This is a genomic window from Fibrobacter sp. UBA7003, assembly GCA_002449765.1.
Taxonomy (GTDB): Bacteria; Fibrobacterota; Fibrobacteria; order Fibrobacterales; family Fibrobacteraceae; genus Fibrobacter.
The window spans coordinates 168,832-180,975 of the sequence record DJXN01000006.1 but is presented as its reverse complement, the minus strand read 5'-3'; the positions used below and the strand labels follow the sequence as shown (position 1 = coordinate 180,975).

The 12,144-nt window shown below is 56.4% G+C and carries 10 protein-coding genes; 6 read left to right on the top strand and 4 right to left on the bottom strand.

Going from position 1 to position 12,144, the window contains the following annotated elements; translation table 11 throughout:
- Positions 1-99: 99 nt before the first annotated feature.
- Positions 100-633: a peptidylprolyl isomerase gene (locus B2952_RS04935; protein ID WP_290725825.1), complete on the bottom strand. Its 534-nt coding sequence runs from the start codon at positions 631-633 to the stop codon at positions 100-102.
- A 140-nt stretch (positions 634-773) separates the two neighbouring features.
- On the opposite strand from B2952_RS04935, the gene lepA reads away from it, so the two are divergent.
- Positions 774-2,594, top strand: coding sequence for a translation elongation factor 4 (gene lepA / locus B2952_RS04930; RefSeq protein WP_173382695.1), 1,821 nt, complete (start codon positions 774-776; stop codon positions 2,592-2,594).
- Between the two features lie 29 nt (positions 2,595-2,623).
- Positions 2,624-3,580 carry a S26 family signal peptidase gene (locus B2952_RS04925; RefSeq protein WP_290725831.1) on the top strand — a complete coding sequence of 319 codons (957 nt, stop codon included), beginning with the start codon at positions 2,624-2,626 and terminating at the stop codon, positions 3,578-3,580.
- 6 nt (positions 3,581-3,586) lie between these two features.
- Here the strand turns inward: B2952_RS04925 and B2952_RS04920 are convergent, their stop codons facing one another.
- Positions 3,587-3,784, bottom strand: a complete 198-nt coding sequence (locus B2952_RS04920) for a hypothetical protein (protein WP_173366266.1) — start codon at positions 3,782-3,784, stop codon at positions 3,587-3,589.
- Positions 3,785-3,920: 136 nt separating this feature from the next.
- On the opposite strand from B2952_RS04920, the gene B2952_RS04915 reads away from it, so the two are divergent.
- On the top strand, positions 3,921-4,682 hold the full coding sequence (locus B2952_RS04915) for a TatD family hydrolase (protein ID WP_290735845.1): 762 nt from the start codon (positions 3,921-3,923) through the stop codon (positions 4,680-4,682).
- Here the strand turns inward: B2952_RS04915 and mfd are convergent.
- A complete protein-coding gene (gene mfd, locus B2952_RS04910) occupies positions 4,657-8,046 on the bottom strand; it encodes a transcription-repair coupling factor (protein ID WP_290735842.1) in 3,390 nt (1,129 codons plus the stop codon). The genes B2952_RS04915 and mfd overlap by 26 nt on opposite strands.
- A 12-nt stretch (positions 8,047-8,058) precedes the next feature.
- Positions 8,059-8,646: a ribonuclease H family protein gene (locus tag B2952_RS04905; protein ID WP_290735839.1), complete on the bottom strand. Its 588-nt coding sequence runs from the start codon at positions 8,644-8,646 to the stop codon at positions 8,059-8,061.
- 41 nt (positions 8,647-8,687) lie between these two features.
- Here B2952_RS04905 and B2952_RS04900 point away from each other — a divergent pair, with 41 nt between their 5' ends.
- The 3 genes from B2952_RS04900 to B2952_RS04890 are packed head-to-tail and all read left to right on the top strand — an operon-like array spanning position 8,688 to position 12,119.
- Positions 8,688-9,239, top strand: a complete 552-nt coding sequence (locus B2952_RS04900; RefSeq protein ID WP_173366262.1) for a hypothetical protein — start codon at positions 8,688-8,690, stop codon at positions 9,237-9,239.
- Positions 9,236-10,102 carry a PHP domain-containing protein gene (locus tag B2952_RS04895; RefSeq protein WP_173366261.1) on the top strand — a complete coding sequence of 289 codons (867 nt, stop codon included), beginning with the start codon at positions 9,236-9,238 and terminating at the stop codon, positions 10,100-10,102. The genes B2952_RS04900 and B2952_RS04895 overlap by 4 nt, the downstream gene beginning before the upstream one ends.
- A 1-nt stretch (position 10,103) precedes the next feature.
- Positions 10,104-12,119 (top strand): hypothetical protein, encoded by a 2,016-nt coding sequence (locus B2952_RS04890; protein ID WP_290735836.1) that lies wholly within the window; start codon positions 10,104-10,106, stop codon positions 12,117-12,119.
- The last annotated feature ends 25 nt before the right edge of the window (positions 12,120-12,144 follow it).

Sequence of the window (12,144 nt, the reverse complement as noted above, 5' to 3'; positions counted from 1 at the left end):
CTTTGCAGGAGCGGCCTTCTTCGCAGGGGCAGGCTTCTTTGCGGGAGCAGCCTTCGCCGCCGGTTTCTTTGCGCTAGACACTTTCTTGGAACTCATAGGTTACTTCTTTTCCACGATTTTGATGTTAATAATGGGATCGTAAGGTTCGATGCGGCAGACGACATCTTCGCCGCTAATCACCTTGCCAAAAACGGTGTGCTTGCCATCCAGATGATGCTGGGGCATCTGCGTAATGAAGAACTGTGAACCGGCCGTGTTCGGGCCGCGGTTCGCCATCGAAATCACGGCCTTCTCGTGCAGGAGATCGTTCTTTTCGTCGTCGATGGTATAGCCGGGGCCACCCTGGCCGTTACCTTCGGGGTCGCCACCCTGGATCATGAATCCGTTGATGACGCGATGGAACATGAGACCGTCGTAAAAACCTTTCTGCGCAAGGTCGACAAAGTTTGCGACCGTATTCGGGGCAGCCTTGAAGTCGAGGTCAACGACGATTACACCCTCGTGGGTCGTAATAGTCGCCTCGATGGAGGTGATGCCGGAATAATCCTTGTTAAACACCTTCCCTTCGGCAAAGGAAAGCCCGACCCCGCACAGGAGAACGAGGACCGACATAATAGACTTGAAACTTTTCATGCTTGCTCTATGTTTATCGTCATGGACTTTATTTTTGTCAACGGGAATATAGTTAATTTTTTCGTATCAGGCCAAGCGGAGCTTCGGGAAAAGCGGTGAAATTTCTATATTTGAGGTCAAAATTAAAGAAAAGACTCTCTATGCCGCAAAACGACAATATCCGAAATTTCAGCATCATCGCCCATATCGACCATGGCAAGTCGACGCTTGCCGACCGCATGATAGAACTGACGAAGACCGTCGCGAAGAACGAAATGACGAACCAGCTCCTGGACGACATGGACCTGGAGCGCGAACGCGGCATCACCATCAAGGCGCACGCCATCCGCATGGTATACGAGAAAGACGGCAAGGAATACATCCTGAACATGATCGACACCCCGGGGCACGTGGACTTCACGTACGAAGTGAGCCGCTCGCTCGCCGCATGCGAAGGCGCCATCCTCGTGGTGGACGCAAGCCAGGGCATCGAGGCGCAGACGCTTTCTAACCTCTACCTCGCCATCGAAAACGACCTCACGATTATCCCGGTTTTGAACAAGGTGGACCTGCCGGGCGCACAGCCCGACCACGTGGCAGAACTCGTAGGCGACCTGCTGGGCTACGACCCCGACAAGATTCCGCGCATCTCCGCGAAAACGGGCCTCAACGTAGAACAGGTGCTCGACAAGATCGTGGACGAAATTCCGGCCCCCACGGGCGACAGCGGAAAGCCGCTCAAGGCCCTGATTTTCGACTCGGTATACGATTCCTACCGCGGCGTCATCAACTACATCCGCATCGTGGAAGGTTCGCTCAGGGCGGGCATGAAAATCCGCATGATGAAGACCGGCGGCGAATACATGGTGACCGAGGTCGGCACGTTCAGCATGCGCCGCGACCCGCGCGAAGAACTTTCGGAAGGCATGGTGGGCTACGTACTCGCGAACGTGAAGACCATCAGCGACGTGAAAATCGGCGACACGCTCACCGATGCGGCTAACCCCGCAACAGAGCCGCTCCCGGGCTACAAGGACATCTTGCCGATGATCTATTCCGGCATCTACCCCATCAACCCGGAAGACTACAAGGATTTGCGCGAGGCCCTCGAAAAACTCCGCCTCAACGATTCCGCCATCAGCTGGGAACCGGAAACCTCCGAAGCATTGGGCTTTGGCTTCCGCACTGGGTTCCTCGGGCTTCTGCACATGGAAATCGTGCAGGAACGCCTCGACCGCGAATTCAACGTCGACATCATCACGACTGTTCCGAACGTGGAATACCACGTGTACATGAGCGACGGCACGATGGTGAAAATCGAGAGCCCCTCCAAGCTCCCCGACGCAAGCCGTTACGACCACATCGAGGAACCCTACGTGAAGGCGCAGATATTCACGCCCAAGGAATACGTGGGTGCGCTCATGACGCTCTGCGACGAGAAGCGCGGCGAGTTCGAGACGATGGAATACATCGACGAGGCGAAGGTGATTCTCAAGTACGATTTGCCGCTCGCCGAAATCATGTTCGACTTCTACGACCGCCTGAAATCCGTGAGCCGCGGCTACGCGGGCCTCGACTACGCACCGAGCGAATACCGCAGGAACAACCTCGTGAAGCTCGACATATTGCTGAACGGCGACCCGGTGGATGCGTTCTCCGTGATTATCCACAAGGACAAGGCGCACACTTATGCCAACGCCATCTGCGTAAAGCTCAAGGACCTGATTCCGCGCCAGCAGTTCGACGTCGCCATCCAGGGCGCCATCGGCGGCAAGATTATCAGCCGTTCTACCGTGAAGGCGGTCAGGAAGGACGTGCTCGCCAAGTGCTACGGCGGCGACATCACCCGCAAGCGCAAACTCCTCGAAAAGCAGAAGGAAGGCAAGAAGCGCATGAAGAGCATCGGCTCGGTGGAAGTGCCGCAGAAGGCGTTCCTCGCCGTGCTTTCGCTCAGTGACGATTCCAGCAGCAGCGGCGAATAAGGTTCCAGCGCAAGCGTTTTGAACAAACTATGTCTAAGTTGAAGAACAAGGTAAAATCGCTTCATCGCAAGAATTCCAAGGGAAGGGTCGCGATGCTCGTCCTTGTTCTCATTTCGGCATTCGTGCTCGCCATGGCCGCACGCTTCTACATTTTCGAGCCGCTCCAACTGCACGACAACTCGATGTACCCCCGCCACAAGGACCGCGAAATCCTCTGGATGTGCAAACTCCCCGGCTGCATCGACCGCATCGGCTACAACGATATCGTCTGGGCCAGGCTCCGCAACGGAGAAACGCTTGTCCGCAAGGTCATCGCGCTTCCCGGAGACAAGGTCGATTTTTCCGACAACGGCCGGGTCAAGACACCCCACGGGAAATTCAAGTGGAGCGAGGAGACCGCTTTCATCCAGAACAGGCAGGTCCACATCCCGCGCAAGGGAGACACGCTGCATATCGCGCAGCTGAACGACGTGGAAGAAGACTACATGATCAACCTGCTTATTGAGCAGGGCGAAGAGTTTTTTGTAAAGACCACGCTATGGCAGGGGGACCGCGAAATCGGGATCGAACGCGTCGGCGCGGCCAAGCTCGGAAACAGGCAGGTGAGCCTTCAGGAAATCGACTTTTTGCCGTGGCAAGACCGCTACCTGCTCGAGCAGCAGATTTTCCATTCGGAACCCGGGAACGCTCCCATCCAGATGCGCAGGGAATTCCTCCGCAAGTCGGATTCCACACGCATCGAGAGCATCGTCGTCCGCGAAGACTGCTTCTTCCTCGCCTGCGAAAAGGGAGCTTTCTGCCTCGACAGCCGCGAAACAGGCTACTTTACCAGGAGCCACCTTCTTGGACGCTACGTGAAGGAACCGAGGCAAGCCATCAATGCGGTGAAGAATTTCGTTTCTAAGATCCTTTTGCCATCCAAGGTCAAGAAAACAAAAGAGGCCGCGCAGCCCAATGGCGATGCGCAGCCCGAAAAGGCGAAATAGATAACGCTACAGGCCCTTGCGTTCCAAGTCTAGCAGGAGACCCTGCAAGGAATCTTCCACAGAATCACGGAAATTGGCGGCACCAAGGCTGCAGCTGGCGACAACCTCCCCTTCCTTGGAAATACGGATGACGGCATAGCCGTTCTCGTTGGAAAAAGTGACGCTAAGGCCTTTCTTCAAAGCTTTTTCGAGCAGGTCGCGCATAGAGACTCCTTTATATCTTACGTTCTAAGGATACAGATTCTGTAAAAGGCGGGAACAAGCCCCGCGCCCCTTAAACTAGACTTTTGAGGGCAAAAAAACAAGCACTTTTTTCAAAATTTCGTATTTTATTGGGAAAATGCCGATTTTTGACTCACATTTGCACCTGGCGAGGCTCCCGCAGCCCCTGAAATTGGCCGCAGAACTGCACAGACGCGGCTACCGGTACACCGCCGTGGCATGCGAGCCGTGGGAATGGGAGGCCCTCGACAGGATATGGGCCGAAGCCTCCGGAGCCGGTTGGCTCGATGGATGCGGACGCGCCTACGGGATCCACCCGATGATTGCATCCGAATTTGCAGAAGCCGCGAACCCAAATTTCGAAAAAACACTCGCGGAACTGCGCCGTCTGCTGGAGAGCGATCCGAACGCACAAGTCGGAGAAGCGGGACTCGACAAGCGCTATGCGGGCTACGAACCGGGCGGAGCGCAAGAGGATGTCTTTCGCAGGCAGGCGGAAATGGCGCTCGAATTAGGGCGCGACCTGCAAATCCATTGCGTGGGCGACTACGGACGCATAATCAGGGTGTTGCGCGAAGCAGGGTTTGGCGCTAAACGGCCACGTCCCATATTCCACAGGTTCGGGGGTGACGCTGGCATCGTGAAAGCGGGACTTTCGCTGGGCGCGTTATTCTCCATCCACGCGGATACACTCCGCAAGAAGGCGACGCGGGAAGCCCTCGCGCTTATACCGCGGGAGCATCTCCTATTCGAAACCGATGCAGACGAATCGTTTATCGAAACGCTTGTCGCCACGCGCGGGCCAAAAGACGATGTCACGCCGCAAGAAGTCGCCGTAATGCTCGAGGAAACGCTTAGTTCAGGATATTCGTGTCCCTAAACAGCGGATTAACGGGTTCCGCCTTCGCGGGCGTCAGCGTGATGTCAGAAAAATTACGGAAGAGCTCCGCGATTTTATCGGCCATTTTCTCCGCGGGCGCAGCTCCAAGTTCAAATACCGCCTGCAAGGGCGAAGTTCCCACGTAGCGCATGGGACACGTGCTCTTCCCGGCAATTTCGCCAAGCACACGCGTCTCGATGGGCGGGAACTCCACGAATGTCGCCACCAGGATTCCCTTGCGCTGCTGCAATCCCTGAATGCGGAGGCGACCGGCAAGGAGCCCGATCTCGGTGACAAGCAAAAGCATCTTCGCTGGCACAGGCAACTCGCCGAAGCGGTCCGCCAGTTCCTGCCGGATGTTCTCGACTTCCTGGGAACTCGAAATGCGCGCAATACGCTGGTACATTCCGATTCGCGTAAGACCGTCCTGGATGTAGTCCTCGGGAAGGTAGGCATCCACACCAATCTCCACACGCGGCTGCACCGGCTTTTCCGTCGAGCCACCCCGAAGCTGCTGCACCGCCTCGCGCACCAAGCGCACGTAAGTTTCGAAACCGACTTCGGCAATAAAGCCGTGCTGTTCCTCGCCAAGCAAGTTCCCCGCGCCACGGATTTCGAGGTCGCGCATCGCAAGCTGGTATCCGCTTCCGAGGTCGCTGAACTGTTCCAGGGCCTTGAGGCGGCGCATGGATTCGGGCGAGACTTCCCCGCGCACGGGCGTCACAAGGAATGCCTTCGCAAGCACATCGCTTCGACCTACGCGGCCACGCATCTGGTAAAGCTGGCTGATGCCGAAATGGTGCGCGTTCATGATGATAATCGTATTGGCGTTCGGCACATCGAGCCCGGACTCGATGATACTCGTACTCACGAGGATATCGAACTCGCGCGAAAGGAAGCTCTCCATCACGCGTTCCAGGTCGCGGTCGTTCATCTGCCCGTGGGCCACCGCCACGCGTGCTTCCGGCACCCAGGATTCCACTTCCTCGGCAAGGGCATTGATATTCTGCACGCGGTCATTGACAACGAAAACCTGGCCGCCCCGCGCAAGCTCGTCACGTACGGCGGCGGCAAGCACCACATCGTCGCGTTTCATGAGCTTGGTCTCTACGGGCAAACGGTTCATCGGCGGCGTGTTGATAAGCGAAATGTCGCGCACGCCCGTCATGCTCAAATGTAACGACCGCGGAATCGGGGTCGCACTCATGCTGAGCGTATCCACCGACATGCGCATTTCACGCAGCTTTTCCTTCTGCTTCACGCCGAACTTCTGTTCCTCGTCTATCACGAGCAGGCCAAGGTCCTTGAACTGGTTCTTATCGCTCAGGAGCGCATGCGTCCCCACGACAATGTCGATTTTCCCTTCGGAAATCTGCTTGAAGATTTCCTTTTTCTCCTTCGCGGTCTTGTATCGATTCACAAGGGCGATGTTCACCGGGAACGCGGCAAAACGGTCCTTGAAATTCTCGTAGTGCTGGGCGGCAAGGATTGTCGTCGGGACAAGAATCGCCGCCTGTTTCTTTGCCGAGATGCACTTGAACACAGCACGCATGGCAACTTCGGTCTTTCCGAAGCCCACATCACCGCACACAAGGCGGTCCATGGGCTTCCCGTCTTCCATGTCGCGTTTGATTTCGGCCGTAGCCTTCACCTGGTCCGGCGTCGGGTCATATTCAAACGCGTCCTCGAATTCGCGCTGCAGCTGGCCGTCCTGCGGAAAATGGAACCCAGGCACGAGTTCACGCTTCGCATAGAGTTCCACGAGGTCGCGCGCTATCTTGACGACCTTCTCCTTCACACGCTTCTTGAGCGTTTCCCAGTGCTTGCTTCCCAGACGGTCGAGCTTAGGGATTTCGCCCTCGCGCGGATCCAGCCGCTCGATTTTCTGCAAGTCCGAAACAGGGAACTTGAGACGGTCCCCGCCGTCGTATTCCAGGAGGGCGCAGTCGACAAGGCCCCCGTTCACTTCTACGCGCACAAGTCCGAGGTAGCGGCCGACACCGTGGTCCTCGTGGGCAACCAAGTCCCCGCGGTTCAAAGATTCGACCATCAGGGCAGCCGTCACGGAGCCCGAAATCTGGCGCTTGCGCGACTTTGTTGCATGGCGGTTGAAAATGCGGGTTTCCGTCAGGAAGGCCACCTTGTCCGTATCGAGCCAGAATCCCTCCGTCAGGTTACCGACAAAATAATCTTCTATCGGCAAGCCTTCAAAAACATGCTTCAACCGGGAAAGCGCACCTGGTGTCGGGGCAATCACATATACTTCGCCGCCGCCCGCGCAAAAATCCTCAATCTTCCTTGCAACTTCTTCCGTCCCTGCACTTGCAAAATCCTGCGGGCGGGATTCAACCTTGAACCAGTTCGAAGCATCCGTTTCGGCTTGGGTTATATCGAGCGAGGCATGTCCCGGAAAGCGCATGGAAAGTTCACCGAACTTCCACCATATCGCATTCGGAGGAACCGTGTCGACAACCGAAGTGCGCAAATCCTCGAACGCGTCCCCATAGTTCTGGACAAGGCGCGAAGCCGACTCCGAAAGCGCCGAAAGATTCTCGAAAACAAGGGATGCGCCCGGAAGATAGTCGAGCAGGCTGGAATCAAGCTTCTCGTAAAGGGAACGTTTCCACCAGAGCCCCGCACGCTCGTTGCCGAGCTTGAGCAATTCCGATTCTCCCAGGGTCCATTCTCCCATCGGGTAGAGCGACACACGGTCCATATTCTCCACAGAACGCTGGGTAAAGATGTCGAAACTGCGAATGGATTCAATTTCATCGCCAAAAAACTCAATTCGAATCGGATGCGGGTACAAGAAGCAGTTCACGTCCACGATGCAGCCGCGGATGGAGAATTCCCCAACCGAACTCACGACCGGCTGCTCCGTAAACCCATGATCCAAGAACCACGGGCGCAGCGACGAAGGTTCAAGGACATCGCCCGTCTTGAGCGTGCGCATGCCGTGCGCAAGGCCTCCGGGAGCCGGAAGCTTCGCCAAGAGCGCATCGAGCGGGCACACGGCGACTATGGGCTTCTGTGGATTGCCAGCATCCCTGAAAAAGCGGAGGCGTTCTTCGAGAACCCCCTCGAAGGGTTCCTTCTGCTCGTAAGGCTTGAGGCCGATGGACGGGAAAAAACGTACAAATTCATCGCCTACAAGCGTGCGGAGGTTTTCCATCCACGATTCGGCGCTCTTGAAATCGCGCGCGACAACCAGAACCGGTCCCGGATTATCGAAAAAGCGCTTCGCCACCATCATGGAAGCGATCGGCACCGTCGCGCCACAAACATGGAGCGCCTCTTTACCCGCATCCGCAAAAAGCGAAAGCGACGGGATTCGAGAATCTTGAATAAATTCCTGGAAAGTCATACTGCGCTGGCCCTAGCCCTGCTTTTTCAACTTTTCGACTGCTTCTTTCGCTAGTTTATCTACAAGTTCGTTCCACTTGACGCCCGTATGCGCAGCCACTTTCTCGAACTTCACGCGGAAAAGGAAGGGCTGCACGGCTTTCACGTATTGCTGGGCGATACTGCTTTTCGCCTTCCACTCCCCCCTCGCCCATCGGGCGATTCCCTCGTAGTCATGGCACAATGTTGCATACTTGTCGTTCAAGTCCAGCCAGCGCATCGCCTGGTAAGACGCCATACATTCGCCATCGATATTCCGGCTTTCGGCCGCAAAGGCCGTATGCCCCGAGCCGCGGGCAATTTCGTTCCCGTCTTCTACAACAACAAAAGCCCAGCCCGCCTTGTCACAGCCCGGCATAAAGGAGCCGTCGACATAGATTCTGAGGCCCCTGGGTTCCTCCGCTTCGACGCCATCTATCCAGGCCTGTGCTTCGGGACGCGAAGAGAAAGACTTGTACTTGAGCCCCTTCTCTCCACGGACTATTTTTTCGCACGCATCCCACGTATCGACGATTTGTCCCCCGTCTGGGCGCTTGATTGCATAGAATTTCTGTTTCGGCATGGGCACAAATTTATATATTTTGACGAAAAATTGGAGTTAACTTGAAGCCATCGCCATATTTTGTAGACCAGTTTCGCTTTTTCTTCAAACGGTTCTCGAGCAGGGATTCGCTGTTCAAGTGGTTTCTGAAAAAAGCGGGCGACGACTCTCAGGCGTTCAACTTTCCCGATGCGCTCAAGGATCACCCCAAGACGCTCGTGTTCCTGCCACGCGATATGGAAAGTTCGGCAGCATTCCTGCACAAGATGCCGCAGGCATGGTTCGAAAACGTTCTGTTCGTTGCCCATGAATCGCTCCATGCGCTCATATCGGCCAAACGTTCTCACGCCATCTACTACAGCGACACGGAATGCCGCTACGGCGAACGCGTTTTCGACGAGATTTTCCAGAAAATTCACGAATTTGCCCCCACGGTCTGCATTTACCTCGGGCAGGAATTCCTTCCCAGGCTCTACCTCGCAAAGACAAGCGGGGCCGCATGCCGCATCGGGTTCAACTGCGAATCCCTATACCCGTTTCTCAACCTGAGCCTCCACCCGGAACAATCCAGCGAGGCCGAGCTTATCGCACGGTACTACGGAGTCACCAAGTGATTCGGGGAACGATCATCACCGAAAAAGGCGGATACGCAGACCTGCATCTGCACACGCGCCTTTCCGACGGGACCCTCTCTGTCGAGGAGCTCCTGGCCCTGTGCAAGCGCAAGGGGCTTCGCTGCATCTCCATCACGGACCACGACAACCTGGATTCCTACAAGATAGCCGAAGGGCCCGCCCACGACATCGGGCTCGAAATCATCCCGGGAATCGAGATTTCGGCCGTTTGGCAAGGCAAGGACATCCACATCCTCGGCTACTTCTGCGATCCGACGAACCTCGCCCTGAACATGGAACTCGAAGATTTCGCAAAGCAGCGCATTGCGCGCGTAAAGGCGATTATCAAGAAGTTGAACGCGCTCGGCATCGACATCACCTACGAAAAGGTCCATTCCTACTGCAAGGGAAAAGTCATCGGGCGCCCGCATATCGCCATGTCGATGGTGGACGAAGAATACATCGGCAACTTCGCCGAAGCCTTCACCAAGTACCTCGGAGACGGATGTGTCGCCTTCGTCGAAAAGAAGGGGCTCAACCCGCAGCAGACCATCCGCCTCATCGAAAACGCGGGAGGCATCGCCGTGCTTGCCCACCCCTACAAGTCCGGGCTCTCCGACGAATTCATCGAGAACATGGTGGAATGGGGAATCAAGGGAATCGAGGTCTACAGTCCCGCGCAAAAGGGCGCCGTCGGCCGCAAGTACAAAGAAATGGCGGTCCGCTACGGCCTCGTGGGCACCGGCGGTTCCGACTTCCATACCGAAGGCGGCGCCTACCCTCCCGGCTGCATGAAAATGCCCTACACTGTCGTGCAGGCGCTCAAGGAATGCCGCGAAAAATCACGCGCAGAATGGTTCTAGAATGAAGTCCTGTCGCGCACTCGCAATAGCATTCTTCTTTTTCGCCTTGTTCGCCGCAACTGCAAGCGCACAGGTCTTGCAGCCTACGCAATATTCCCTCCCCTCAAGGCAGGATTCCATAAAAACGGTCCCCGACCGCATCGACGCGCAAGTCCGCGAAAACGACGCCGGACGCTTCGGCATCGTCCATTCCGAAGTCATGGAACGGCTCTACGACGTCTCGGGGCAGAAATCCGAATGGTTGCTCGGGACCTCCATCCTCGGCGCCCCGGAACTGGACCCGACAGCACTGGGATTGGCGAGCGCGAGCAAGCGCTACCCGGCCATGCTCTCGGGAATCTACACCACACGACTCGGGTTCGACCCGTCGCGGCTCTCGCTCAACGGCGAAAACGGAATCCTCTTCGAAGAACGCCACGGCACCCCCGTCGACACCCCCGTCACCGACCTCGCCTGGGAACGCGGGGCCTTCGGCGGAAACGCGCTGCATCTCGATTTCAGGAGGCTCGTCACCGATTCCATCACGCTCGACTTCGGCCTGCAAAGCCGTTCGAACAAGGATTCCAAGGAATACGACTACCAGAACGTCACGAGTTCGCCCTATTTCGCTCTCGGACGCGACTCTTCGAGCATTCCCTTCACCGGGCGCAACATCGCCGTCAACACGATGCATATCCAGCCCATCCTCACATGGAAATTCGGGCTCGGCAAGGCGTTCTTCAAGATGAATTTTCTCTCGCTCAAGAACGCCGACAACACAAGCTACAAGGTGCTGCTCGATTCGCTCGACCTGACCAAGCGCACCTTCCAGAAGCCCTACTACACCATCGAGGAGAGGGCCGTCACCTACGGCGGAGGAATCGAGATCTCCCCCATCAAGAAACTGACCCTTTCAACAAGTTTCCATTACGGGTCGCACGAAATCAAGGAAGATTCGCTCCCCCAGGTTTCGTTCGGAACCAAGATCGTCAGGGATACGCTCGGAAACGAAAGCGAAGACAGCCTCTACTACGACACACGGCACGGCTACACCTACAACACCGTGCTCGGCGACGCGGCCATCCGCTACGCGACATTCCTCAATCCGGCCATCCGCTTCCAGTACGAATTCGTGAATACCGACGAAAAGCGCGATGACCTCGAGATTTCCAAGACCTACTACCAGGACCGAGAAATCGGATACGGGGAAATCTCCGACACGCTCCGTTTTGCATTCTTCCGTGTGCAGGCGGGCATGCAGCGCAACAGTTCGCTCATGGACCACGTCGATTTCGCACCCGCCTACTCCGCCGACGCCACCTTTAACCTGCCCTTCCACCTGAAGCTCAACGCGATGTTGCGGCACGACAACAAGTTTCCCGACATGAAGGAACTCAAGCTTCACGAAACAGGACGATTCTCGTTCCCGAACGAGGACCTGAAATTCGAGAAGAGGAACCGGCAGGCCGCTACCCTCGGATGGTATTCCCGCGAAGTATTCTATGGCATCGGTCTACGCCACGAAAGCGCAGAGAACCTGATGAAACAGCGCTGGGTGCTTGGCGAAGGCATGGAAAGCGTCAATAGCGCATTCCAGTGGACCAACCTCGACGAAGCTTCCACGCTGGACTGGCTGTTCAAAGTCGGCTTCAGGCTCGGGAACTGGAAATTTTACCTGGAACGAGGGCAAATCCTCGACCGCGACAAGCGCGTTCTCGACGTCCAGGAGCTCTACTACAAGGGTTCCATCCACTGGCAAAACCGGTTCGTCCGCGACAGGCTCGGCGTGAGCGTCCGCGTGGACTGGCAGTGGTTCGGCACGCATTACGACTGCACCATCAACGAGGAAGGCCTCCCGGAACTCGAAAAGATGGAAAAATACCTCGCGCTCGATTTCGAAGCCCGCATGCAGATCCTTTCGTTTGAACTCTACAGCCGCATCGAGAACTTCAACCACAGCATCTACATGCCCGCTTCCGGCTATACGCCCGAGGGGTTGCGGTTCGCCTACGGCATTGTCTGGAGTTTCGGAAATTAACATCCACCTTTTTTGTATATTAGCG

Coding starts and splice junctions, on each gene's coding strand:
- mfd (WP_290735842.1), bottom strand. CDS start 8,046: ATGACTTTCCAGGAATTTATTCAAGATTCTCGAATCCCGTCGCTTTCG.
- lepA (WP_173382695.1), top strand. CDS start 774: ATGCCGCAAAACGACAATATCCGAAATTTCAGCATCATCGCCCATATC.
- B2952_RS04905 (WP_290735839.1), bottom strand. CDS start 8,646: ATGCCGAAACAGAAATTCTATGCAATCAAGCGCCCAGACGGGGGACAA.
- B2952_RS04915 (WP_290735845.1), top strand. CDS start 3,921: ATGCCGATTTTTGACTCACATTTGCACCTGGCGAGGCTCCCGCAGCCC.
- B2952_RS04890 (WP_290735836.1), top strand. CDS start 10,104: ATGAAGTCCTGTCGCGCACTCGCAATAGCATTCTTCTTTTTCGCCTTG.
- B2952_RS04935 (WP_290725825.1), bottom strand. CDS start 633: ATGAAAAGTTTCAAGTCTATTATGTCGGTCCTCGTTCTCCTGTGCGGG.
- B2952_RS04925 (WP_290725831.1), top strand. CDS start 2,624: ATGTCTAAGTTGAAGAACAAGGTAAAATCGCTTCATCGCAAGAATTCC.
- B2952_RS04920 (WP_173366266.1), bottom strand. CDS start 3,784: ATGCGCGACCTGCTCGAAAAAGCTTTGAAGAAAGGCCTTAGCGTCACT.